The organism is Streptomyces sp. NPDC047853 (assembly GCF_043204535.1).
Lineage (GTDB): Bacteria > Actinomycetota > Actinomycetes > Streptomycetales > Streptomycetaceae > Streptomyces.
In genome coordinates, this window is the sequence record NZ_JBIDCI010000003.1 from 177,496 (window position 1) to 201,570 (window position 24,075).

Below are 24,075 nucleotides of genomic sequence, written 5' to 3' on the forward strand. Positions count from 1 at the left end.
TTCGACGGTACGTGCCGTTTTGGGGCGCCACCCGCCGAATGCGCGGAAGATCCGACCGGGGGAGGAGGGGCGCGCCGCCGAGTGGTGCCGTAGTACTACGAGGCCGCCACGGGACCCGTACCGCGGACCGCCCGGGCGTGGGTCAGGCAGCGTCCCGCTCGGCCCGCCGGAGCGCGGCGTCGCGCTTGCGCACGTACCAGATGCCGATCAGTCCGAGCCCGGCTCCGGCCAGGCAGGTCCACACCCACCAGGCGTGACCGCGCTCGTCGAACCAGCCGTAGAAGGGAAGCTGCACGAGGAAGAGGACGAACCAGAGGACGGTGCCGCCGACGACGGTCGGGACGACGGGGCCCTCCAGGGGTGGCGGCGCCTCGTGCGTGGGTGTCCACTTCTTCATGCGTACAGCTTACGAGGAGGGCACCGGACGGGTGACGGCGCGGCGCCACCGGGGTCTACGCGCGGAGATAGCGATCCGTGCCTCATACCTTCATACTGAATTCGTTTGTCTCTGACCACTTTCATTCGTAGGAAACACCAATAAGGCCGTGGGGGAACCTGTTGGTGATGAGGTCCACGCATGCCCACCTCGGCCTCCGCCAAGGTCCCCCCGTCCCCCGAGTCGCCCGAAGACCGGCGGCCCCCGCAGAACGCGCTCGACCGCTACTTCAGGATCTCCGAGCGCGGCAGCACGCTGCCGCGCGAGATCCGCGGCGGACTGGCCACCTTCTTCGCGATGGCCTACATCATCGTGCTGAACCCGATCATCCTGGGCAGCGCGAAGGACATGTACGGCCACCAGCTCGACAACGGTCAGCTGGTCACCGCGACCGCGCTGACGGCGGCGTTCACCACGCTCCTGATGGGCGTCATCGGCAACGTGCCCATCGCCCTGGCCGCCGGCCTCGGCGTGAACTCCGTGGTCGCCCTCCAGCTCGCCCCGCGGATGTCCTGGCCGGACGCCATGGGCATGGTGGTCCTCGCCGGATTCGTCGTGATGCTGCTGGTCGCCACCGGCCTGCGCGAGCGCGTGATGAACGCCGTGCCCTACGGCCTGCGCAAGGCCATCGCCATCGGTATCGGCCTGTTCATCATGCTGATCGGACTCGTCGACTCCGGCTTCGTGACCCGGATGCCGGACGCCGCCCAGACCACCGTCCCGCTCCAGCTGGGCACCGGCGGTCACCTGCTGGGCTGGCCGGTGCTGGTCTTCGCCCTCGGGGTGCTGCTCACCCTGGCCCTGATCGTCCGCAGGACGCCCGGCGCGATCCTGATCTCCATCGTGGTGATGACCGTCGTCGCGATGATCATCAACGCGATCGCCGACATCCCCTCCTGGGGCCTGACCACCCCGGAGTGGCCCGGCAACCCCGTCGCCACCCCCGACTTCGGTCTGGTCGGCGAGGTCAGCCTGTTCGGCGGCTTCGAGAAGGTCGGCGTGCTGACCGGCGTGCTGTTCGTCTTCACCGTCCTGCTCTCGTGCTTCTTCGACGCGATGGGCACGATCATGGCGGTCAGCGACGAGGCGAAGCTGACCGACGGCGAGGGCCAGATGCCGGGCATCAACAAGGTCCTGTTCGTCGACGGCATCGCGGTCGCCGCGGGCGGCGCCAGCTCCGCGTCGGCGACGACCTGCTTCGTGGAGTCCACGGCCGGTGTCGGCGAGGGCGCGCGCACCGGCTTCGCGAACATCGTCAGCGGCGCGCTCTTCGCCGTCGCCCTGTTCCTCACGCCGGTCGCCACCATGGTGCCGTCCCAGGCGGCCACCCCGGCACTGGTCGCGGTCGGCTTCCTCATCCTGGCCGGCTCCATCAGGGAGATCGACTGGAGCGACTTCACGATCGCCGTCCCGGCCTTCGTGACGATGCTGATGATGCCGTTCAGCTACTCGATCACCAACGGCATCGGCATGGGCTTCATCACCTTCTCGGTGCTGCGCCTGGCGGCCGGACGGGGCCGGGAGGTGCCGGTCACCATGTACGCGGTGTCGGCGGTCTTCGCCTTCTACTACCTGATGCCGGCCCTGGGTCTCACCTGACCGGTGGGGTTCAGGTGACCCCGTAGAACCGTTCCGTCTCCTCCACGGCGGACTGGAACCGCTCGTCGAAGTCATCCCGAATGAGCGTCCGGACGACATAGTCCTGGACGCTCATTCCCCTTTTCGCCGCATGGTCCCGGAGCCGGTCGAGCAGCTCCCCGTCCATCCGCAGGCTGAGCACGCTGGTCCCCATGCGGACGAGGGTCGCCCTGGCAGGCCGGGTGATGCTCCGACTTCCGTACACGACTCACTCGTACGGGTGAACTGCCGGTTTCAGTGGCGGGTGTCACGGGCACGCGGGCGGTTGTGCGGTGGTACTTCGCCAGACTAATGAGTTACGCTAAGGAACATGCCGGACCTCAAGCATGGCGACGACGCCGCCGCCGTGAACTCCCTGCGCTCCGCCGTGATGCGGCTGTCCCGTCGCCTCAAGCACCAGCGGGTCGACGAGTCGCTCAGCCCCACCGAGATGTCGGTGCTCGGCACCCTGTCCAACTGCGGCAGCGCGACCCCGGGCGAGCTCGCCCGCAAGGAACACGTCCAGCCGCCCTCGATGACCCGCATCGTGGCGCTGCTGGAGGCCAAGGGACTGGTCCGGCTGGAGCCGCATCCGGAGGACCGGCGCCAGAAGGTCGTGACGCAGACCGAGCAGGCCGTGGTCATGCTCGAGGAGAGCCGCCGCAAGCGGAACGCGTTCCTGGCCACGCTGGTCGAGGGCCTCGACGAGGACGAGTGGGCGAAACTGCGCGCCGCCGCCCCCGTACTGGAGAAGCTCGCCCACCTGTAAGCGGCGCAGACGAGGAGGCGAACCCTTTGAGTACGGGACCCGGAGCAGCTTCCGCCCCCGCACCTGACGGCCACGACGAGACGACCACCCCCGACGCGCCCCGCAGGACCTCGATGTTCGCCTCCCTGAAGGTCAGGAACTACCGCCTGTTCTTCGCGGGCCAGGTCGTCTCCAACGTCGGCACCTGGATGCAGCGCATCGCCCAGGACTGGCTGGTCCTCAGCCTCACCGGCTCCTCGGCGGCCGTCGGCATCACCACGGCCCTCCAGTTCCTGCCGATGCTGCTCTTCGGCCTCTACGGCGGCGTCCTCGTCGACCGCCTGCGCAAGCGCCCCACGCTGCTGGTCACCCAGTCCGCGATGGCCCTGACCGCGCTCTTCCTCGCCGTCCTCACCCTGACCGGCCACGTCCAGGTCTGGCACGTCTACCTCGCCGCCTTCGCGATGGGCCTGGCCACCGTCGTGGACAACCCGGCCCGCCAGTCCTTCGTCTCCGAGCTGGTCGGCCGGGACCAGCTGCAGAACGCGGTGAGCCTGAACTCGGCCAACTTCCAGTCCGCCCGGCTGGTCGGCCCGGCCGTCGCCGGCCTGATGATCACCGGCGTGGGCACCGGCTGGGCCTTCCTCGCCAACGGCTTCTCCTTCGTCGCGCCGCTCAGCTGCCTGCTGCTGATGCGCGCCCGCGAACTGCACGCCGTCCAGCGCGCCCCGCGCGGCAAGGGCCAGCTGCGCGAAGGGCTGCACTACGTCGCCGGGCGCCCCGAGCTGATCTGGACCATCGTGCTCGTCGGCTTCATCGGCACCTTCGGCTTCAACTTCCCGGTCTTCCTGTCCGCCTTCGCCGACGACGTCTTCGACGCGGGCGCCGGCGCCTACAGCCTCTTCAACACCCTCATGGCCGTCGGCTCGGTGACCGGCGCCCTGCTCGCCGCCCGGCGCGGCACGGCCCGGCTGCGCGTCCTGATCGCGGCGGCGCTGGGCTTCGGCGCCCTGGAGATCGCGGCGGCGACGGCACCGGAGCTGTGGCTGTTCGCGCTGCTGATGGTCCCGATAGGGGTCTTCAGCATGACGGTCAACGTCACCGCCAACACCAGCATCCAGATGTCCACCGACCCGGCCATGCGGGGCCGCGTCATGGCCCTGTACATGATGGTGTTCCTGGGCGGTTCCCCGGTCGGCGCGCCGATCGTCGGCTGGGTCACCGACACCTACGGCGCCCGGGTCGGCTTCGCCGCCGGAGGGGCCGTGGCCGCCCTCGCCGCGCTCGTGATCGGCCTGGTCCTGGCCCGCGTCGGCAACCTGCGCCTGTCGGTCGGCTGGCACCGCGGCCACCCGCAGGTGCGGTTCGTGCCGCGGGAGCGGAGCGAGGAACTGGCACCGGCGGCGTAGGCCGGCTCAGTCGCGGCGCCGGAGTCATGCCGGGCAGACTGTGGCCCATGAGACTCTTCGCCGCCGTGCTGCCGCCCGAGGACGTCACCGCCTCCCTCGCCGACGAGGTGGCCGCGCTGCGCGGGCTGCCCGGCGCGGACGGGCTGCGCTGGACCGGCCGCCCCGGCTGGCACTTCACGCTCGCCTTCTACGGCGAGGTCGACGACGGCGTCGTACCCGACCTGTCGGCCCGGCTGGAGCGGGCGGCACACCGCACCGCCCCCTTTCCACTGGCCCTGCGCGGCGGCGGTCAGTTCGGGCACGGGCGGGCTTTGTGGGCGGGAGCCGAGGGCGACGTGGCCACGCTGCGGCTGCTCGCGGACCGTGCGGAGGCGGCGGGGCGCAAGGCGGGCGTCGAGATGGGCGAGCACCGCCGCTACACGCCCCACCTGACGGTCGCCCGCAGCCGCGAGGCGTTCGAGGTGCGGCCGTACGTCGAGGCCCTGGACGGCTTCACCGGACCCGCCTGGACCGTGACGGAGCTGGCCCTGGTGCGCAGCAACCTGCCGGGGTCCGGCGTACCGGGCGAGCAGCCCCGTTACGAGGCGGTCGGCCGCTGGCCGCTCGGCGCCTCCGGTTAGGCTCGGGGGCGTGGACCCGAAGACCCGTAACCGGATCATGGCCGGTGTACTCGTGCTGATGCTCGTCGTGGTGGCGGTGGCGGCGGCCCTCGGCTGAGCGGCCGTGCGGCGACCGCCGCCCCGCGCACACCGCTACCAGGCGAAGGCCTCCGGCGAGGGCCCCGGCCCCGGGAAGATCTCGTCCAGCCCGGTCAGCAGCTCCTCCGACAGCTCCAGCTCCACGGCCCGCAGCGCCGACGCGAGCTGCTCCGCGGTGCGCGGACCGACGATGGGGCCGGTCACCCCGGGCCGGGTCAGCAGCCACGCCAGCGCGGCCTCGCCGGGCTCGACGCCGTGCTTGTCGAGCAGGTCCTCGTAGGCCTGGATCTGCGCCCGCTTCGCGGGGTCGGCGAGGGTGTCGGCGGCCCGGCCGGAGGCACGGCGCCCGCCCTGGACCTCCTTGCGGATGACGCCCCCGAGCAGCCCGCCGTGCAGCGGCGACCACGGGATGACACCGAGCCCGTAGTCCCGCGCGGCCGGGATGACCTCCATCTCGGCCCGGCGCTCGGCCAGGTTGTACAGGCACTGCTCGCTGACCAGGCCGATGGTGCCGCCGCGCCGGGCGGCGGCCTCGTTGGCCTGGGCGATCTTGTAGCCGGGGAAGTTGGACGAACCCGCGTAGAGGATCTTGCCCTGCTGGACCAGGGTGTCGATGGCCTGCCAGATCTCGTCGAACCCGGTGGCGCGGTCGATGTGGTGGAACTGGTACAGGTCGATGTGGTCGGTCCGCAGCCGCTTCAGGCTGGCGTCGACCGCCCGCCGGATGTTCACGGCGGACAGCTTGTCGTGGTTGGGCCACGCTTCGCCGTCGGCGCCCATGTTGCCGTAGACCTTGGTGGCGAGGACGGTCCGGTCGCGCCGGTCGCCGCCCTGGGCGAACCAGTTGCCGATGATCTCCTCGGTACGGCCCTTGTTCTCGCCCCAGCCGTACACGTTGGCGGTGTCGAAGAAATTGATGCCGGCGTCCAGCGCCGCGTCCATGATGGCGTGGCTGTCGGCCTCGTCGGTCTGCGGACCGAAGTTCATGGTGCCGAGGACGAGTCGGCTGACCTTGAGTCCCGTGCGTCCGAGCTGCGTGTACTCCATGGCCCAAGCCAACGACTTGGAGTGCGCTCCAGGCAAGCGGGTCCGGCCCGTTCAGTCGCGGGGGAAGCCGGCGGTGGGGAGGGTCAGGTCGAGGACGGTGTCGGTGAGGTCCAGGTCCTGGCCGAAGGCGACCCGCGTCTCGGTCGTGTAGTCACCGTCCTTGGGGTGGGTGAAGACGTGGCAGCGGCCCTGGTAGGGATCGGCGACGAGGTAGAGGGGGACCTCGGCGGCGGCATAGGCGAGCTTCTTGGGGCCGTAGTCGTTCGCGGCCGTGCCCTGGGAGATGACCTCGGCGACGAACTCGACGTCCTCGTACCGCCAGTGGCCGGTGTCGTCCTGCTCCGCTCCGTCGCGGAGCTTGGCGACGTCCGGGCAGAAGCCGTTCTCGTGGCCGGGGAAGTCGATACGGACATCGGAGAAGATCTTGGCATTCCTGCCGAAGCGATCATCGACGGCTCGTGCGATCCGGAAGATGATCCCCCAGTGCGTGTCTCGCTGCGGTGTCATGTGGACGCTGCCCCCGACGATCTCGACCCTGAATCCTTCGGGGACGGGCATCCGCTCCAGCCGCTCGAACCACTCGTCCAGGCGCTGGGTGTTGGCGTCGGCCATGGCGATCCTGTCTTCAAGGACGGTCATCGTGGCACTCCTCCCCGGCTGTCCCACGGGCGGGAGCAGCCGCGCGGTACAACGATACGCACGGTGACCGGGACACGGGAGCCCGCGCATATGCCACCGCGGGGGAGGGCGGAGGCGGGCTACGGCGCCGCGCTGTAGGGGCCGCCCAGTTCCCACGCCTCGTGCATCGCGTCCGCGAAGGCGCCCGCGATGCCGTGCTCGCCGCGCTCGTTGGGGTGGGTGCCGTCGTAGGTGTCCCTGTGGAAGTCGTACGACGCGGGCGGCGGGACGAGCAGCAGCGGGGAGTCCGCCTCGTCGAGGTCGGCGAGCGTCTTCGCGAGGAGTTCGTTGAAGCGGGTGACCTGCTCGGCGAAGGGCGCGTCGGTGTCCGCGCGGATGTTGTGGAGCACCGGCATCACGGCGACGCGGAGGTGCGGGTTCGCCGCGCGCGCGTCGGTCACGAAGCTCCGGACGTTGTCCGCGGTCTGCTCCGCGTTCGTGTAGAAGCCGAGGTCGATGAGGCCCAGGGAGACCAGGAGCACGTCCGCGCGGCAGGACCGTACCGTCTCGCCGATGAGCGGGGTCATGTGGTGCCAGCCCTCGCCCCAGCCGGCCAGGTGCGCGCGGGGGAAGTCGGGCTCGGCGTAGGCCTGCGAGGTGGGCGCGTCCGTCGACGGGTCGTGCAGCGCCTCGCGCGGGCCGACGAACGTGAAGGGGCCGCCGTACGTGTCGCGCAGGTGCTGCCACAGCCGGTGGCGCCACGTGTGCTCGCCGGCGCTCCCTATCGTCATGGAGTCTCCGACGAACATGAACCTGAGCATCCGCTCATCATGGACGATCGGCCCGGCCGACGCGATGTGAGCCCGACCACGCAGCGTGACCCCCGGCGTGAACACCCGCGCGGGATGGCAGGCTTGGCGCATGCGCCGACCCTTCGCCCTCCTCGTCTCGGCCCTCCTCGTGGGCGCGTTCGCCGTGCCCGCCTCCGCAGCCGACGGCGGCGACGGCGACGACGGGTTCACGATCGAGGACCCGAGGATCACCGAGTCGAGCGGCCTTGCCGCCTCCCGCCTCCACCCCGGCGTCTACTGGACGCACAACGACCAGGACAACGGGCCCTACCTGTACGCGGTGGACGGCGCCACCGGGAAGACGGTCGCCCGCGTCGCGCTCTCCGGCGTCGGCACTCCGCGGGACATCGAGGCGATCTCCATCGGCCCCGGCAACAAGCTCTTCGTCGGCGACATCGGCGACAACCTCGGCGGCACCTGGCCCTACGTGTGGGTCTACGAGCTGCCCGAGCCCACGGAGCTGAAGGACCAGACGGTCAGGGCGACGCAGTACGTGGTGAAGTACGCGGACGGCGCCCGGGACGCGGAGTCGCTCGCCGTGCACCCGAAGACCGGACGGGTCTACATCATCGACAAGAACGAGGACGGCGGGCACCTCTACGAGGGCCCGGCGAAGCTCTCGGCGTCCGGCACCAACGTCTTCCGGCGCGCGGCCCCCGTGGAGCTGTGGGCCACCGACGCCGCCTTCTCCCCGGACGGCGAGCGGCTCGCGGTGCGGGGCTATCTCGGAGGCCTCTGGTACGACTGGAACGGCGGGAAGATCCAGCGCAAGGGGCGGATCAGCGTGCCCCTCGGCCAGGGCGAGTCCGCCACCTACACCGCCGACGGCGGGAAGCTGCTGCTCGGCATGGAGGGGGCGCGGAGCCCGGTGCGGGCCCAGGACGCGCCCGGGGGCGGCGGGGGCGGGGACTCGTCGTCGTCCTCCTCGGGAGGGTCGGCCGCCTCCGCTGACGACGGCTCCGGCACGGGCACGCTGAAGCTCGGGGCGCTCGGGCTGGTCGTCGCGTGCGCGGCCCTGTTCGGGCTACGCAGGCTGGTCCGGCGCCGCTGAGCCGGGGGCAGCTGGGCCGGGGGCCGCTGACGCAGGTGCCGCTGGGCCGGGGGCCGCTGGGCCCGCCGCCGTGGCGCGCGCGGCCACCAGTACCTCCAGCCCGTCCAGGATGCGCTGGAGGCCGAACTCGAAGTGGTCGAAGCCGGGGCCGAAGGTGTCCTCGGAGAGGGAGGCCAGCACCGGGTAGCGCCCGCTGGTCATGACCTTCTCCAGCACCGGCTGCTGGGCGGCCCAGAACTGGGCGTCCGTCAGCCCGGAGCTGCGCTCGGCCTCCTCCTGGTACACCTGCGTGCGGGCGGCCCCGACGACGTACCCGTCGAGCATGATGATCACCGACAGGAGTTCGGGGTCGGTCAGGCCCATCGGCTTGATCCGGGTGAGGACCTTCTCCATGCCGTCCAGGGCGCTCGGGCCGAGCACGGGGCGGGACTGGTTGACGTTCAGCAGCCAGGTGTGGCGTCGGTGGAGGGCGAGGGCGGAGCGGCCGAGGGCCTCCAGCGTCGAACGCCAGCCGCCGTCGCCGTAGTCGCCGGGGTCCTCGGAGGTGCGCTGCACGCGGTCCAGCATCAGGTCGAGCAGTTCGGCCTTGCCGGGGACGTAGCGGTACAGGGACATCGTGCCGGTGCCGAGGTCGGTGGCGATCCGGCGCATGGAGACGGCGGCGAGCCCCTCCCGGTCGGCGATCTCCACGGCGGCTTCCACGATCCGCTCCAGCGTCAGCCCCGGCTTCGGCCCGCGGCTCGGCCGCCGGCCGGTGTCCCACAACAGTTCGATGGTGCGGCCGATGTCGCCGCTGCCGCTGGTCTCCGTGCCGCTCGCCATGGAGTCAGTCTAGGTCCGCGGAAATAAATTGGGTACGGTGTACGCGCATTCGGGTACGGTGTACTCAGTTGGTGAGCGAGAGGGGGACCCATGGGTGACGGACACGCGGTACGGGCCGAGGGGCTGGAGAAGCGGTACGGCGAGAAGCGTGCGCTCGACGGCTTCGACCTGGCCGTCCGGGAGGGCACCGTGCACGGCCTGCTGGGGCCGAACGGCGCCGGGAAGACCACCGCCGTGCGCATCCTGTCCACACTGATCAGGCTGGACGGCGGACGGGCCGAGGTGGCGGGTCTGGACGTCGCCCGCCGGCCGCGCGAGGTGCGGGCCCGGATCGGCCTCACCGGGCAGTACGCGGCCGTGGACGAGGTGCTCACCGGCCGGCAGAACCTGGAGATGTTCGGACGCCTGTTCCACCTGGGCGGCCGGCGGGCCCGGGCCCGCGCCGTCGAGCTGCTGGAGCAGTTCGACCTGACCGACGCCGCCGACCGGGGCGTCGGCAAGTACAGCGGCGGCATGCGGCGCCGGCTCGACCTCGCCGCCTCGATGATCCTCGCCCCCTCCGTCCTGTTCCTGGACGAGCCGACGACGGGCCTCGACCCCCGCAGCCGCGGTGAGGTCTGGGACTCGGTCCGGGCCCTGGTGGCGAGCGGCACGACCGTCCTGCTGACCACGCAGTACCTGGAGGAGGCCGACAAGCTGGCCTCCCGCATCACCGTCATCGACCAGGGCCGGTCCATCGCCGACGACACCCCGGACGGGCTGAAGAACCTGGTCGGCGGCGACCGCGTCGAGGTCGTGGTGGCCGAGCGGGCCGACATCCCGAGGGTGGTGAAGGTCGTCGCGCGGGTCTGCGAGGGCGAACCGGAGGCCGACGAGGAGGCGCTGCGCGTGCACGCCCCGGTCACCGACCGGGTCGCCGCGCTGACCGAGGTGGCGCGGACCCTCCAGGACGAGGGGGTCGGCGTGGAGGACATCGGGCTGCGCAGGCCGAGCCTCGACGACGTGTTCCTGCGCCTGACCGGGCACCGCACGGACCGTGCCGCCCGTACCGAGAAGGAGGCGGCGGCATGAGCGCCCTCGACCCGACGACGGCCCCGCGCGAACGCGGGGGGCTGTACTGGCTGTTGGCCGACTGCGGCAACATCGTGCGCCGCGGCCTGACGCACTACCAGCGCCAGCCCGTCAACATCGCCTGGCAGCTGGGCTTCCCGATCCTGTCCGTCCTCCTCTACGGCTATGTCTTCGGCAGTGCGATGACCGTGCCGGGCGGCGGGGACTACAAGGACTTCCTGATGCCGGGCATGTTCGTGATGACCATGGCGTTCGGCTTCATCAACACCGCCACCGTCGTCGTCTACGACTCCACCAAGGGCGTCATCGACCGGTTCCGGTCCATGCCGATGTCCTCCTCCGCCGTGGTCGCGGGGCGCGGCGTGACCGACCTCGTGATCGCCTGCGCCGAGCTGGCGATCATGATGCTGACGGCGCTGGCCATGGGCTGGCGGCCGGACGGCGGCTGGGGCTTCCTGGCGGCGTTCGCGCTGCTGCTGTGGCTGCGGTTCGCGCTGATCTGGATCGGCGTGTGGCTGGGCCTGCTGGTCCCGAACCCGGAGGCGGCCGGCGGTCTGTTCGCGGTGGCGTTCCCGCTGACGATGATCTCCAGCATCTTCGTCGCCCCGCAGCTCATGCCCGACTGGCTGGGCTGGGTGGCCGCCTGGAACCCGATCTCCTCCACGGCGGCGGCCGCCCGCGAGCTGTTCGGCACGCCGGTCGGCGGCGGCGACTCGTGGGTCGAGCAGCACGCGGTGCTGATGGCGTGCGTGTGGCCGGTGGTCCTGACGGCGGTCTTCCTGCCGTTGGCGGTACGGCGGTTCCAGCGCCTCAGCAGGTAGGGGCCCGGGGGACGGGGAATGGGGAACGCGCAGGGGCGCCCGGCGGATGTCCGCCGGGCGCCCCTCGTCGTCCTGCGCGGGCGACCGCTACAGCTTCTCGATCACGTAGTCGACGCACTTGGTGAGCGCCTCGACGTCCGCGGGGTCGATCGCCGGGAACATCGCGACGCGCAGCTGGTTGCGGCCGAGCTTGCGGTACGGCTCGGTGTCGACGACGCCGTTGGCGCGCAGCACCTTGGCGACGGCGGCCGCGTCGATGTCGTCGGCGAAGTCGATCGTGCCGATGACCTGCGAGCGCTTGGCCGGGTCCGAGACGAACGGCGTGGCGTACTTGGACTCGTCGGCCCAGGTGTACAGGCGGGTCGAGGAGTCCTTCGTGCGGCCGGTGGTGAAGTCCAGGCCGCCCTGGCCGTTCATCCACTCCAGCTGCTCGCCCAGCAGGAACAGCGTGGCGAGCGCCGGGGTGTTGTACGTCTGGTTCTTGCGCGAGTTGTCGATCGCCGTCGGGAGGGAGAAGAACTCCGGGACGTGCCGGCCGGACGCGTGGATCCGCTCGGCGCGCTCGATCGCGGCGGGGGAGAAGACGCCGATCCACAGGCCGCCGTCCGAGGCGAACGACTTCTGCGGGGCGAAGTAGTAGACGTCGGTCTCGGCGATGTCCACGGGCAGGCCGCCGGCGCCGGAGGTGGCGTCGACCAGCACGAGGGAGCCCTCGTCGGCACCGGCGACGCGCTTGATCGGCATGGCGACGCCGGTCGAGGTCTCGTTGTGCGTGAACGCGTAGACGTCCACGCCGGCCTCGGCGCGCGCCTCGGGATGCGTGCCCGGGTCGGAGGCGACGACCGTCGGCTCGGCCAGCCAGGGGGCGAGCTTGGCCGCCTTGGCGAACTTGGAGGAGAACTCGCCGAAGTTCAGGTGCTGCGACTTGTTCTCGATCAGGCCGTGGGTCGCGACGTCCCAGAACGCGGTGGAGCCGCCGTTGCCGAGGATCACCTCGTAGCCGTCGGGGAGCTGGAACAGCTCGCGGATGCCCTCACGGACCTTGCCGACCAGGTTCTTGACCGGGGCCTGGCGGTGGGAGGTGCCGAGGAGGGACGTACCGGTGGCGGCCAGGGCGTCCAGCGCCTCCACCCGCACCTTGGAGGGGCCCGCGCCGAATCGACCGTCCGCGGGCTTGATGTCAGCAGGAATCTGGATCTCAGCCACGTGCCGGAGGGTATCTCCTCGGCGAAACCGGACGGCGACATGTCCGTCCGATGAGACGAGATCTCCGCCTTGCGGACCTGTACGGAGCTACGACGGCCCATCCTGGACGCATGACCGATCTGGAGGCAGCACTGCGCGGAGCCGTCCGGGGCGAGGTCGCCTTCGACGTCACCTCGCGCGCCCTGACGACGATGGACGCGTCCAACTACCGCAGGGTCCCGCTCGGCGTGGTGGCGCCGAGGGACGCCGACGACGTGGCGGCGGTGCTGGCGGTGTGCCGGGAGCACGCGGTGCCGGTCGTGGCGCGGGGCGGGGGCACGTCGATCGCGGGGCAGGCGACGGGCACCGGGGTCGTGCTGGACTTCACCCGGCACATGAACCGGCTGGTCTCGCTCGACCCCGGGGCGCGCACGGCCGTCGTCCAGCCGGGTCTGGTCCTCGACCGCCTCCAGGAGGCCGCGGCCCCGCACGGCCTGCGCTTCGGCCCCGACCCGTCCACCCACAGCCGGTGCACGCTCGGCGGGATGATCGGCAACAACTCGTGCGGCTCCCACTCGGTGGCCTGGGGCACCACGGCCGACAGCGTGGACGAGCTGACGGTGCTCACCGCGCGGGGCCGGTCGCTGCGGCTCGGGCAGGGCTGGGCCGGGGCGCCGCCGGGCCTGCGGGAGCTGGTCGACGGCGAACTGGCGCGGCTGCGCACCGGTTTCCCGGACCTCCCCCGCCGGATCTCCGGGTACGCGCTGGACGCGCTGCTGCCGGAGCGGGGCGCGGACGTGGCCCGTTCCTTCTGCGGCTCGGAGGGCACGCTGGGCGTGCTGACGGAGGCGGTGGTGCGGTTGGTGGAGGCACCGCGGTCGCGTGCGCTGGCGGTGCTGGGCTACGCCGACGAGGCCGGGGCGGCGGAGGCGGCGGCGGGGCTGCTGCCGCTCGGGCCGCTGACGGTGGAGGGCATGGCGGTGGACCTCGTGCCGTCGACGCGGGGGCTGCCGCGGGGCGGGGCGTGGCTGTTCGTCGAGACCGGCGGCGACACGGAGGCCGAGGCGCGGGCGCGGGCGGAGGCCGTCGTGCGGGCGGCGGACGTCGTGGACGCCCTGGTGGTGGCCGACCCGGCCGGGCAGCGGGCCCTGTGGCGGGTCCGGGAGGACGCGAGCGGCACGGCGACCCGGATGCCCGGGGGCGCGGAGGCGTGGCCCGGCTGGGAGGACTGCGCGGTGCCGCCGGCCCGGCTCGGCGCCTATCTGCGGGACTTCCGGGGCCTGTTGGCCGCTCACGGACTGCGGGGCACGCCGTACGGGCACTTCGGGGACGGCTGCATCCACGTGCGCATCGACTTCGACCTGCTGACGGCGGCCGGAGTGGCCCGTTTCCGCCGCTTCTCGGAGGAGCTGGCGGACGTCGTCGTGGCACACGGAGGTTCCCTCTCCGGAGAGCACGGGGACGGGCAGGCGCGGGCGGAACTGCTGCCGAGGATGTACGGCGAGGAGACGGTGGCCCTCTTCGAGCGGGCGAAGGCCGTCTGGGACCCGGACGACCTCCTCAATCCCGGGATGCTGGTCCGCCCGGCGCCGCTGGACGCGAACCTCCGCTTCTCCGTCCTGCCCCGCGGACCGGTGGACGTGGCCTTCGGCTACCCCGCCGACGGCGGCGACTTCTCGGCCGCCGTGCGCCGCTGCGTCGGGGTCGCCAAGTGCCGTACGACGTCGGCGGCGGGGTCCTCGGTGATGTGCCCGTCCTTCCGGGCGACCGGCGAGGAGGAGCACTCGACGCGCGGTCGTGCCCGCCTGCTGCACGAGATGCTCGCCGGCGAGCTGGTCACCGACGGCTGGCGGTCGACGGAGGTCCGGGACGCCCTCGACCTCTGCCTGTCCTGCAAGGGCTGCCGCTCCGACTGCCCCGTCGAGGTCGACATGGCCACGTACAAGGCGGAGTTCCTGCACCACCACTACGCCGGGCGCCGCCGCCCGGCCGCCCACTACGCGCTGGGGTGGCTGCCGGTGTGGCTGCGCTGGGCGTCCCGAGCGCGGCTGGCGCCGGTCGTCAACGCCCTGTCCGCCGTGGGGCCGCTCGCGGCGGTGGCGAAGCGGCTGGGCGGGATCGCGGGGGAGCGGCACGTGCCGAGGCTGGCGGGGGAGACGTTCAGTCGGTGGTGGCGGGGGCGGCCCGCCCCGACGGGCGGCGGCGACCTGGTGGTCCTGTGGCCCGACACCTTCACCGAGCACCTCTCGCCGTCCGTGGGCCGGGCGGCGGTGCGGGTGCTGGAGGCGGCGGGACTGCGGGTGGCGCTGCCGCCGACCCTCGCGGGAGGAGCCCTCGCGGACGGCCGCACGTGGGCGGCGACCGCCCTGCTCACCGCCCGCAGGGGCCGGGTCTGCTGCGGCCTGACGTACGTGTCCACGGGCCAGCTGGACCGCGCCCGCGCGGTGCTGCGCCGCACGCTGGACCTGATGGCGCCGGTGCTGGAGACCCCCGCGCCGGTCGTCGTCCTGGAGCCGAGCTGCGCCGCGGCCCTCCGCACGGACCTGCCCGAGCTGCTCCACGACGACCCCCGCGCGGCCCGCCTCGCCGCCCGCGTGGTGACCTTCGCGGAGGTTCTGGAACGCCACGCCCCCGACTGGACGCCGCCCGCTCTGGACGTCCCGGCGGTCGGCCAGACCCACTGCCACCAGCACGCGGTCCTGGGCGACGCGGCCGACCGCCGCCTGCGCGAGGCGGCCGGCCTGACCGGCGAGCTGAGCGGCGGCTGCTGCGGACTCGCGGGCAACTTCGGTTTCGAGGCCGGCCACTACGAGGTCTCGGTCGCCTGCGCGGAGGACCAGCTGCTGCCAGCGGTGCGGGAGGCGCCGGAGGGGTCGGTGGTCCTGGCGGACGGCTACTCGTGCCGGACCCAGCTGGAACAGCTGGCGGGAGCGCGGGCACGGCACCTGGCGGAGGCACTGGCGGAGGGGTTGGAGGGGTCCTGACGGGCGGGGTGCAGATCCGCTCCGGGTGCTCTCCGCGCGCTCGGTCGAGCGTGTGCAGCCTCCGTCCCCGGCTCTCGGTCACCCGCAGCGCATCGCCCGCTGACCGAGCCTCACCCCGAGCTGCCGCCGGCGAGTTCGCGCACGGGCCCGGCCCGGGTGCGCACGAGACCCGATGATCAGTGCGCCCGCCAGATCGTCAGGTCCGCGGTGACGAAGCCGATGTCCGGGATCGCGGTCGACTTGGTCTGGATGACCAGCAGTGCGATGTCGCCGTCGGGGTGCCTGACGCAGATCTCGGATCCGGCCGCCGCCGTGGCCAGCGGGAGGCGGCGGCCGTCGTCCTCGGCGGTCCGCCGGCGGCACGTCTCGTACGTGGCACCCGGATCGCCGTACAGCTGGCTGAGCACACTGGTGTCGCTCTCCAGTTCGCAGCCCGTCTCGGTGCAGTCGAAGCGGATGTCACCCTCGCGGTCCTCGCGTTCCCTTCCGCTGCGGATGCTCAGGGAGTTCTCGCCGGTCAGCATCGGGGGGTAGTAGGCGTGGGCACGCGGCGCCCCGGCCTCCCCGGAGGGGGGCCGGCCGGACGGCGCGGACCCTCCGGTCGACGCCGGCCCGGGCACCGCGGCTGCGGAGGCCTTCGCCCCTTCCGCCGCCGGTCCGGGCGTCACGGAGGCGGACGCGGAGGCGGATGCGGCCGTGTCCCGGTCGCGGCCCCGGTCGCCGTCGGCGTCGAAGGCGTCCCGCACCGTCCACGCCGCCGCGATCAGCAGCCCGGCCGCGGCCAGGGCGCAGGCCCCGACCAGCGCGGCGCGCCCGCGGCGGGAGCGCCGGCCCTCGGGTCCGGCCTGCGGCCGCGGCACGGACGGCCCGTGCGGGGCGGCCCACGGCTGCGGAACCGTCCAGGGACGTGTGCGGGCCGTGACCGGGACCGGGTGCGCCGCGGCCGGAACGGGGGCCGGGGACGGGGCGGTGGGCGGCGGGGGTACCGACACCTCGGGGCCGGCCACCTCCCGCCAGACCGCCGGGCCGGCACCCGCCTCGGCATCCCCGCCCAACTCCTGCCGGCACCGCTCGACGAGCTCCGCCGGGGTGGCCCGTTCTCCGGGGGCGGCGGCGAGGCAGCGGGCGATCAGCGGGCGCAGCGGTTCGGGCAGCCCGGACAGGTCGGGCTCGGAGTGCACGATCCGGTACAGGACGCTGACCCCGGGGCCGTCGCCGTAGAGCGGCCGGCCCAGGGCGGCGAACGCGGCCGTCTGCCCGAGCGCGAAGACGTCGGTCGCCGCCGTGACGTCTCCCCCGGCCGCCTGCTCGGGGGCCATGTACTGAGGGGTGCCGATGGTGGCGCCGGTCGCGGTGTGCGCGGTGCTGTCGGAGGCGACCGCGATGCCGAAGTCGATGACACGGGGGCCGTCGGAGGCCAGCAGGACGTTGGACGGCTTGAGGTCCCGGTGCACGATTCCCGCACCGTGGATGGCCTGCAGCGCCTCGGCCACCCCCGCCATCAGCCACAGCACCGCCGGCACCGGCAGCGGTCCGCTCCGGGCGACGACGTCCGACAGGGCGGGCCCCGGCACGTACAGCGTGGCCAGCCAGGGGGGTGTGCCGTCCGCGTCGGCGTCGATCAGCTCGGCGGTGTAGGCGCCCTTCACCCTGCGGGCCGACTTGATCTCCCGGCCGAAGCGCCGCCGGAACGCCGGGTCGTCGGCCAGTTCGGACCGGACGACCTTGAGGGCCACCGGGCGTCCGCCCCGGGTGTACGACAGGTACACCCGGCCCATGCCGCCCGCGCCGAGCCTGGCCGCGAGGCGGTAACCGGCCACCGAGCGTGGATCGTCGTCCCGCAACGCCTGGAAGACCTCGGCCGTGTGGTTCACCGGTTCCCTCCCCCATGATCCCGATGAGCTGACCAGCACCGCAGCTTATGTGCTGCGGGTGACGGGCCGCCCCGCCGGGGCGGGGCCGGGCTTCGGGCACGGACTCCGGGCGGGACCGGGCTCCGGACGGGAGGGACCCCGCGGCCTACGGGAGATCCGGGAGCGCCTTGGCCCGCCTGCGCCCCATCTGGGTCCGCACCGCTCCCATGCTGGCCGCGATGACCAGCGCGATGGCGGCGGACTGGGTCGCGGTCAGGGCCTGGTCGAGGATGAGGAAACCGGCCGCCGCGGCGATGGCGGGCTCCAGGCTCATGAGGATCGCGAAGGTCGGCGCGGGCAGCCGGCGCAGGGCGAGGAGTTCGAGGGTGTACGGCAGCACGGAGGAGAGCAGGGCGACCCCGGCGCCCAGCGCCAGCGTCACCGGGTCGATCAGCTCGGCGCCGGACTCGGCGATGCCCAGCGGAAGGAACAGCACCGCCCCGACCGCCATCGCGAGGGCCAGCCCGTCGGCCTGCGGGAAGCGCCGCCCGGTGCGCGCGCTGAACACGATGTACGCCGCCCACATGACGCCCGCCCCGAGGGCGAAGGCCGCACCGGCCGGGTCGAGGCTGTCGAAGCCGCCGCCGCTGAGCAGGAAGACGCCGGCCAGGGCGAGCGCGGCCCAGACCAGGTTGACCGCGCGACGGGAGGCGAAGACGGAGAGGGCGAGCGGGCCGAGCACCTCCAGGGTGACGGCCGGGCCGAGGGGGATGCGGTCGACGGCCTGGTAGAAGAGGCCGTTCATCCCGGCCATGGCGATGCCGAAGACGACGACCGTGCCCCAGTCGGCCCGCGAGTGCCCGCGCAGCCGCGGGCGGCAGATCAGGAGCAGCACGACGGCGGCCACGACCAGCCGCAGCGTCACCACGCCCAGCGCCCCGGCCCGCGGCATCAGGCTCACCGCCAGCGCGGCGCCGAACTGCACGGACAGGCCGCCGGCGAGGACCAGCCCGACGGGGCCGAGGGCACCGAACCGGCCGCCGTCGGCCGGGGCGCCGCCCGGCGCGGACGCGGGACCGGCGGCGGACGCCTGGCCGGCGGCTCCCGCTGCCTCGGGGCCCGCCATGGAGGCGGCCGGGGCGGGGGTGCCGGGGGTGGCGCTGGGGGTACTCACGAGGGCTCCGGGACGGTCTGCGGATCGGTTTCGTTCATCGTGCTGTACGGCACGGTCCACAGTAGTGGACTCGGTCAGGCGCGTATACCTGCCATGCAACTGTCGCGGGCGGGGAACGGCACTGTCAACGCACTTCCACCGGCTGGGACGGGGTTCACCGGTCGGGCCCGCACGCCGACCGGGTAGCGTCCACCGCGTGAGACGACTCCTCGCCCGCCTGTGGCGCCTGCTGCGCCCGGTGCAGAGCCGCGTGATGTGGCTGCTGCACACGAAGTACGTGGTCGGTGTCACCGGCGTCGTGCGCGACGACGAGGGGCGGGTCCTGCTGCTGAAGCACCGGATGTGGCCGCCGGGCCGCCAGTGGGGCCTGCCGAGCGGCTTCGCGCGCAAGGGCGAGGACTTCCGGCACACCGTGGTGCGCGAGGTCAGGGAGGAGACGAACCTCGACGTCGAGGTGGGCCGCCTGGTCATGCTCAACAGCGGCCTGCGCACCCGCCTGGAGGTGGCCTACGAGGCCCGGCTGGTCGGCGGTGACCTGCGGATCGACCCGTTCGAGATCCTGGAGGCCCGCTGGTGCCGCCCGGACGACCTCCCCGAGGACGTCCAGCCGGTGTGCCGCCCTCTGGTGCGGGGCGAGACGGCGCCCTGAAGCGCCGGGCCGGTGGTGTCGGGGATCGTCGGGCCGGTGGTGTCGAAGCTTCCGCGCTCCGGTCCTCCGAAGTACCGGTTCGGGAAGTGACCGGGGCGGAGCGGGCGTACGGTCGGAACCGGGCGGCACCGTACCGAGGAGGACTTCCGATGCGCAGCGTGACCTACTCGATGGGCGCCTCGCTCGACGGCTACATCGTCGGGCCGGACGGCGGCTTCGACTGGACGGCACCCGACAGGGACGTCTTCCGCTTCTGGATCGACGAGATCCGGCAGGTCGACGTCCACCTGATGGGGCGGCGGCTGTACGAGACGATGCTGTACTGGGAGACCGCCGAGCAGGACGCGTCGCTCGATGACGACGGGCTCGAATGGGCCGCGCTCTGGAATCCGCTCCCCAAGGTGGTGTTCTCCACCACGCTGTCGGCCGTGCGAGGCAACGCCCGTCTGGCCACGGGCAGCGTCGCGGAGGAGATCCGGCGACTGCGGGCCGAGCCCGGCGAGGGCGAGATCGCGATCGGCGGCGCGACCCTCGCCGCCGAGGCGGCCGCGTCGGGCCTGATCGACGAGTACCGGGTCATGGTCCACCCGGTGCTGGTCGGCGGTGGCGTCCCCTACTTTCCCCGGGACGAACGCAGGGTGGATCTCGACCTCGTCGAGACGCGCACCTTCAACTCGAAGATCGTCCACCTCCGCTACCGCGTGGCGCGCCGAGCGACGTCCTGAGCCGCTACCGCGTGGCGCGCCGAGCGACGTCCTGAGCCGCTACCGCGTGGCGCGCCGAGCGACGTCCTGAGCGCCCGGCACGGGAGGCGTTCTCCCCCGCGGGTGGGGCCCGAGAGGGGCCCACGTCTCCTCGGACAAAATCATGCATGCACGCTTGATTGTTCCGAACCCCACTGCCATGCTCCTCACCACACCGCGCCGCACACCGCCGTGCCCGAGGGGAGCGTCCGTGTCCGATCCCACGCCCGTGATCGACGACCTGCGCGAGGAGAGCGCGGAACTCGACGCGCTGGTCGCGCGGCTCAGCCCCGGGGAGTGGCGGCTGGCCACCCCCGCGCCCCGCTGGACGATCGCCCACCAGATCGCGCACCTGGCCTGGACCGACCGGGCCGCCCTGCTCGCCGTCACCGACGAGAAGGGCTTCGCCGGCCTGGTCGAGCAGGCCCTCGCCGCGCCCGACCGGTACGTCGACGACGGCGCCGAAGAAGGCGCCCGGCAGGCCCCCGCCGAGCTGCTGGCCGGCTGGCGGGAAGGGCGTGCCGCCCTCGACGGGGCGCTGCGCGAGGCGCCCCCCGGCGCCCGCTTCCCCTGGTACGGCCCGCCCATGGCCGCCGCCTCCATGGCCACCGCCCGCCTGATGGAGACCTGGGCCCACGGCCTCGACATCGCCGACGCCCTCGGCGTCACCCGGCCGCCCACCGACCGGCTGCGGCACATCGCCCGCATCGGCGTCCGCGCCCGGGACTTCGCCCACGCGGCCCACGGCCTCACCCCGCCCGCCGAGCCGTTCCGCGTCGAACTCACCGGCCCCGGCGGCGACCTGTGGACGTACGGCCCCGAGGACGCCCGCCAGCGGGTCACCGGCCCCGCCCTCGACTTCTGCCTCCTCGCGACCCAGCGCGCCCACCGCGCCGACCTCGCCCTGCGCGCCGAGGGCCCGGACGCCGACCGCTGGCTGGACATCGCCCAGGCCTTCGCGGGACAGCCCGGAGCGGGCCGGCCGCCGAAGGGGGCCGGCCGGTGAGCGTGCTCCGCGTCGGCAACGCCTCGGGTTTCTACGGCGACCGCTTCGACGCCATGCGGGAGATGCTCACCGACGGCCCGCTGGACGTCCTGACCGGTGACTACCTCGCCGAGCTGACCATGCTGATCCTCGGCCGCGACCGGCTGAAGGACCCGGCCGCCGGGTACGCGCGCACCTTCCTGCGGCAACTGGAGGAGTGCCTCGGCCTCGCCCACGAGCGGGGCGTCAGGATCGTCGCGAACGCCGGCGGACTCGACCCGGCCGGACTCGCCGACGCCGTCCGCACGCTGGCCGGCCGGCTCGGCCTGCCCGTGCGGGTCGCGCACGTCGAGGGCGACGACCGCACCACCGCCCACCCGGGCAGCCTCACCGCCCACGCCTACCTCGGCGGCTTCGGCATCGCCCGGTGCCTGAGCGAGGGCGCCGACGTGGTCGTCACCGGGCGGGTCACCGACGCCGCCCTGGTCACCGGCCCCGCCGTCGCGCACTTCGGCTGGGCGCCCACGGACCACGACCGGCTGGCGGGCGCGGTCGTCGCCGGACACGTCCTGGAGTGCGGGGCGCAGGCGACCGGCGGCAACTACGCCTTCTTCGAGGAACGCGCCGGGGACCTCCGGCGCCCCGGCTTCCCCCTCGCCGAACTGCATGCCGACGGCACCTCGGTCATCACCAAGCACCCCGGCACCGGCGGCTTCGTCGACGTCGGCACGGTCACCGCCCAGCTGCTGTACGAGACGGGCGGCGCCCGGTACGCGGGACCCGACGTCACCGCCCGGCTGGACACCGTACGGCTCACCCGGGACGGACCGGACCGGGTGCGGATCGACGGCGTGCGCGGTGAGGCCCCGCCGCCCACGCTCAAGGTCGGCCTGAGCCGCCTCGGCGGCTTCCGCAACGAGGTCGCCTTCGTGCTCACCGGCCTCGGTGTCGAGGCCAAGGCCGCGCTGGTGCGGGAGCAGATGGCACCCGCCCTGGGCAAGGTCGCCGACGTCCGCTGGGACCTCGTGCGCACCGACCGGCCCGACGCCCCGACCGAGGAGACGGCGAGCGCCCTGCTCAGGCTCGTCGTCCGCGACGCGGACCAGCGGGCCGTGGGGCGGGCGCTGAGCGGCGCCGCCGTCGAGCTGGCCCTCGCCAGCTACCCCGGTTTCCACGTGCTCGCGCCGCCCGGCAAGGGGGCGCCCTACGGGGTCTTCGAGGAGGACCGCGTCCCGCAGGACGCCGTCCGTCAGGTGGCCGTCCTCCACGACGGGCGCCGGGTCGAGGTGGCGCCGCCCCCGGTGACCGCCGCCCTCGACGCCGTACCGGAACCGCCCCTGCCCGAGCCGCTTCGGCCGGGGCCGGTACGCCGGGCCGCCCTCGGCCTCGTCGCCGGGGCCCGCAGCGGCGACAAGGGCGGCAACGCCAACGTCGGCGTGTGGGTCCGGACCGACGAGGCCTGGCGCTGGCTCGCGCACGAGCTGACCGCCGACCGGTTCCGGGAGCTGATCCCCGAGGCCCGCGACCTGCCCGTCACCCGGCACGCGCTGCCCGCCCTGCGCGCCCTCAACTTCGTCGTCGAGGGCATCCTCGGCGAGGGAGTCGCCGCCCAGGCCCGCTTCGACCCGCAGGCCAAGGCGCTCGGCGAATGGCTGCGCGCCCGCCACCTGGACATCCCGGAGGTACTCCTGTGACGGTCCTGCCCTCGGCCCTGGACCCGGCCGCCCCGGACCACCGGGCCCACCGCGAGGCCATGCTCGGCAAGCTCGCCGAGCTGGACGCCGAGCACGCCAAGGTCCTCGCGGGCGGCGGCGAGAAGTACGTCGCCCGGCACCGGGGGCGGGGCAAGCTCCTCGCCCGCGAGCGCGTCGAGCTGCTCCTCGACCCCGACACGCCCTTCCTGGAGCTGTCCCCGCTGGCGGCCTGGGGCAGCGAGTACACCGTCGGCGCCTCCCTGGTCACGGGCATCGGCACCATCGAGGGCGTGGAGTGCCTGATCACCGCCAACGACCCGACCGTGCGCGGCGGTGCCAGCAACCCCTGGTCGCTGAAGAAGGCCCTGCGCGCCAACGACATCGCCCTCGCCAACCGGCTGCCCTGCGTCAGCCTGGTCGAGTCCGGCGGCGCCGACCTGCCGTCCCAGAAGGAGATCTTCATCCCCGGCGGCGCGATCTTCCGCGACCTGACGCGGCTGTCGGCGGCCGGCATCCCGACCGTCGCCGTCGTCTTCGGCAACTCCACGGCGGGCGGCGCCTACATCCCCGGCATGTCCGACCACGTGATCATGGTCAAGGAGCGGGCGAAGGTGTTCCTCGGCGGGCCGCCGCTGGTCAAGATGGCCACCGGTGAGGAGAGCGACGACGAGTCGCTGGGCGGCGCCGAGATGCACGCCCGCACCTCCGGCCTCGCCGACTACTTCGCCGTGGACGAACCGGACGCCCTGCGCCGGGCCCGCAGGGTCGTCGCCCGGCTCAACCACCGCAAGGCACACCCCGATCCGCCGGTCGCCGAGCCGCCGAAGTACGACCCGGAGGAACTCCTCGGCATCGTCCCCGGCGACCTCAAGGTCCCCTTCGACCCGCGCGAGGTGATCGCCCGGATCGTCGACGCCTCCGACTTCGACGAGTTCAAGCCGCTCTACGGGACGAGCCTGGTCACCGGCTGGGCGGCCCTGCACGGCTACCCCGTGGGCATCCTCGCCAACGCCCAGGGGGTCCTCTTCAGCGAGGAGTCGCAGAAGGCGGCCCAGTTCATCCAGCTCGCCAACCAGCGCGACGTCCCGCTCCTGTTCCTGCACAACACCACCGGCTACATGGTCGGCAGGGAGTACGAGCAGGGCGGCATCATCAAGCACGGCGCGATGATGATCAACGCCGTCTCCAACTCCCGCGTCCCCCACCTGTCCGTCCTGATGGGGGCGTCCTACGGCGCCGGCCACTACGGCATGTGCGGCCGGGCCTACGACCCGCGCTTCCTCTTCGCCTGGCCCAGCGCCAAGTCCGCCGTCATGGGCCCCCAGCAACTCGCCGGCGTGCTCTCCATCGTCGCCCGCCAGTCCGCCGCCGCGAAGGGGCTGCCCTACGACGACGAGGGCGACGCGGCGCTGCGCGCCATGGTGGAGCAGCAGATCGAGTCCGAGTCGCTGCCCATGTTCCTGTCCGGGCGGCTCTACGACGACGGCGTCATCGACCCGCGCGACACCCGCACCGTCCTCGGCCTGTGCCTGTCGGCCGTCCACACCGCGCCCTACCAGGGCGCGCGCGGTGGCTTCGGCGTCTTCCGGATGTGAGGGAACCACTGTGACCAGCGAGGA

Annotated in this window: 22 protein-coding genes; 13 read left to right on the forward strand and 9 right to left on the reverse strand. The window is 73.2% G+C overall.

Annotation, left to right across the window (positions count from 1 at the left end; genetic code table 11):
• Positions 1–142: 142 nt before the first annotated feature.
• On the reverse strand, positions 143–397 hold the full coding sequence (locus tag ACGF5T_RS07710; protein ID WP_356608396.1) for a DUF2530 domain-containing protein: 255 nt from the start codon (positions 395–397) through the stop codon (positions 143–145).
• A 180-nt stretch (positions 398–577) separates the two neighbouring features.
• Between ACGF5T_RS07710 and ACGF5T_RS07715 the strand changes: the two genes are divergently transcribed.
• Complete coding sequence (locus ACGF5T_RS07715; RefSeq protein WP_356608394.1) at positions 578–2,035, forward strand: NCS2 family permease; 1,458 nt, start codon at positions 578–580, stop codon at positions 2,033–2,035.
• A gap of 10 nt (positions 2,036–2,045) precedes the next feature.
• On the opposite strand, the gene ACGF5T_RS07720 is transcribed toward ACGF5T_RS07715, so the two are convergent.
• Positions 2,046–2,228, reverse strand: a complete 183-nt coding sequence (locus ACGF5T_RS07720; protein WP_053142536.1) for a hypothetical protein — start codon at positions 2,226–2,228, stop codon at positions 2,046–2,048.
• A gap of 156 nt (positions 2,229–2,384) precedes the next feature.
• Between ACGF5T_RS07720 and ACGF5T_RS07725 the strand changes: the two genes are divergently transcribed.
• From ACGF5T_RS07725 to thpR, 3 genes are read left to right on the forward strand one after another with little or no spacing between them, the layout of a single operon-like run.
• Positions 2,385–2,822 carry a MarR family winged helix-turn-helix transcriptional regulator gene (locus tag ACGF5T_RS07725; protein ID WP_217139705.1) on the forward strand — a complete coding sequence of 146 codons (438 nt, stop codon included), beginning with the start codon at positions 2,385–2,387 and terminating at the stop codon, positions 2,820–2,822.
• Between the two features lie 26 nt (positions 2,823–2,848).
• Positions 2,849–4,210, forward strand: coding sequence for an MFS transporter (locus tag ACGF5T_RS07730; RefSeq protein WP_366766721.1), 1,362 nt, complete (start codon positions 2,849–2,851; stop codon positions 4,208–4,210).
• Positions 4,211–4,257: 47 nt separating this feature from the next.
• On the forward strand, positions 4,258–4,830 hold the full coding sequence (gene thpR / locus ACGF5T_RS07735) for an RNA 2',3'-cyclic phosphodiesterase (protein WP_366766720.1): 573 nt from the start codon (positions 4,258–4,260) through the stop codon (positions 4,828–4,830).
• A gap of 132 nt (positions 4,831–4,962) precedes the next feature.
• On the opposite strand, the gene ACGF5T_RS07740 is transcribed toward thpR, so the two are convergent.
• From ACGF5T_RS07740 to ACGF5T_RS07750, 3 genes are all read right to left on the reverse strand, one after another.
• On the reverse strand, positions 4,963–5,955 hold the full coding sequence (locus tag ACGF5T_RS07740; protein ID WP_356608388.1) for an aldo/keto reductase: 993 nt from the start codon (positions 5,953–5,955) through the stop codon (positions 4,963–4,965).
• 51 nt (positions 5,956–6,006) lie between these two features.
• Positions 6,007–6,594: a Uma2 family endonuclease gene (locus ACGF5T_RS07745; RefSeq protein ID WP_366766719.1), complete on the reverse strand. Its 588-nt coding sequence runs from the start codon at positions 6,592–6,594 to the stop codon at positions 6,007–6,009.
• A gap of 119 nt (positions 6,595–6,713) precedes the next feature.
• Positions 6,714–7,394, reverse strand: a complete 681-nt coding sequence (locus ACGF5T_RS07750) for a GDSL-type esterase/lipase family protein (RefSeq protein ID WP_366766718.1) — start codon at positions 7,392–7,394, stop codon at positions 6,714–6,716.
• Between the two features lie 100 nt (positions 7,395–7,494).
• Here ACGF5T_RS07750 and ACGF5T_RS07755 point away from each other — a divergent pair, with 100 nt between their 5' ends.
• The gene (locus tag ACGF5T_RS07755; RefSeq protein ID WP_366766717.1) at positions 7,495–8,475 is read left to right on the forward strand and encodes a WD40 repeat domain-containing protein; all 981 of its coding nucleotides are present in this window, start codon (positions 7,495–7,497) and stop codon (positions 8,473–8,475) included.
• Here ACGF5T_RS07755 and ACGF5T_RS07760 read toward each other — a convergent pair.
• On the reverse strand, positions 8,449–9,297 hold the full coding sequence (locus tag ACGF5T_RS07760; protein ID WP_366766716.1) for a TetR/AcrR family transcriptional regulator: 849 nt from the start codon (positions 9,295–9,297) through the stop codon (positions 8,449–8,451). The genes ACGF5T_RS07755 and ACGF5T_RS07760 overlap by 27 nt on opposite strands.
• Positions 9,298–9,387: 90 nt before the next feature.
• Here ACGF5T_RS07760 and ACGF5T_RS07765 point away from each other — a divergent pair, with 90 nt between their 5' ends.
• Together ACGF5T_RS07765 and ACGF5T_RS07770 are read left to right on the forward strand one after the other, a co-directional pair.
• Positions 9,388–10,368 carry an ATP-binding cassette domain-containing protein gene (locus tag ACGF5T_RS07765; protein WP_361015594.1) on the forward strand — a complete coding sequence of 327 codons (981 nt, stop codon included), beginning with the start codon at positions 9,388–9,390 and terminating at the stop codon, positions 10,366–10,368.
• Positions 10,365–11,189 (forward strand): ABC transporter permease, encoded by an 825-nt coding sequence (locus ACGF5T_RS07770; protein WP_366766715.1) that lies wholly within the window; start codon positions 10,365–10,367, stop codon positions 11,187–11,189. The genes ACGF5T_RS07765 and ACGF5T_RS07770 overlap by 4 nt, the downstream gene beginning before the upstream one ends.
• 87 nt (positions 11,190–11,276) lie before the next feature.
• Here the strand turns inward: ACGF5T_RS07770 and serC are convergent, their stop codons facing one another.
• Positions 11,277–12,395, reverse strand: a complete 1,119-nt coding sequence (gene serC / locus ACGF5T_RS07775) for a phosphoserine transaminase (protein ID WP_356608375.1) — start codon at positions 12,393–12,395, stop codon at positions 11,277–11,279.
• Positions 12,396–12,505: 110 nt separating this feature from the next.
• On the opposite strand from serC, the gene ACGF5T_RS07780 reads away from it, so the two are divergent.
• Positions 12,506–15,358: an FAD-binding and (Fe-S)-binding domain-containing protein gene (locus tag ACGF5T_RS07780; RefSeq protein WP_366766714.1), complete on the forward strand. Its 2,853-nt coding sequence runs from the start codon at positions 12,506–12,508 to the stop codon at positions 15,356–15,358.
• 176 nt (positions 15,359–15,534) lie between these two features.
• On the opposite strand, the gene ACGF5T_RS07785 is transcribed toward ACGF5T_RS07780, so the two are convergent.
• Complete coding sequence (locus tag ACGF5T_RS07785) at positions 15,535–17,232, reverse strand: serine/threonine-protein kinase (RefSeq protein ID WP_366766713.1); 1,698 nt, start codon at positions 17,230–17,232, stop codon at positions 15,535–15,537.
• A gap of 145 nt (positions 17,233–17,377) precedes the next feature.
• On the reverse strand, positions 17,378–18,385 hold the full coding sequence (locus ACGF5T_RS07790; protein ID WP_356608371.1) for an EamA family transporter: 1,008 nt from the start codon (positions 18,383–18,385) through the stop codon (positions 17,378–17,380).
• 196 nt (positions 18,386–18,581) lie between these two features.
• Between ACGF5T_RS07790 and ACGF5T_RS07795 the strand changes: the two genes are divergently transcribed.
• The 5 genes from ACGF5T_RS07795 (at position 18,582) to ACGF5T_RS07815 (ending at position 24,051) form a co-directional block, all read left to right on the forward strand.
• A complete protein-coding gene (locus ACGF5T_RS07795; RefSeq protein WP_356608369.1) occupies positions 18,582–19,034 on the forward strand; it encodes an NUDIX domain-containing protein in 453 nt (150 codons plus the stop codon).
• A 149-nt stretch (positions 19,035–19,183) separates the two neighbouring features.
• Positions 19,184–19,759, forward strand: a complete 576-nt coding sequence (locus tag ACGF5T_RS07800; RefSeq protein ID WP_356608367.1) for a dihydrofolate reductase family protein — start codon at positions 19,184–19,186, stop codon at positions 19,757–19,759.
• A gap of 229 nt (positions 19,760–19,988) precedes the next feature.
• Positions 19,989–20,783 carry a TIGR03084 family metal-binding protein gene (locus tag ACGF5T_RS07805; protein WP_361015585.1) on the forward strand — a complete coding sequence of 265 codons (795 nt, stop codon included), beginning with the start codon at positions 19,989–19,991 and terminating at the stop codon, positions 20,781–20,783.
• Entirely contained in the window at positions 20,780–22,456 is a 1,677-nt protein-coding gene (locus ACGF5T_RS07810) for an acyclic terpene utilization AtuA family protein (RefSeq protein ID WP_366766712.1), read from the forward strand. The genes ACGF5T_RS07805 and ACGF5T_RS07810 overlap by 4 nt, the downstream gene beginning before the upstream one ends.
• A complete protein-coding gene (locus tag ACGF5T_RS07815) occupies positions 22,453–24,051 on the forward strand; it encodes a carboxyl transferase domain-containing protein (protein WP_356608361.1) in 1,599 nt (532 codons plus the stop codon). Before ACGF5T_RS07810 ends, ACGF5T_RS07815 begins: the two co-directional genes overlap by 4 nt.
• Positions 24,052–24,075: the final 24 nt, after the last annotated feature.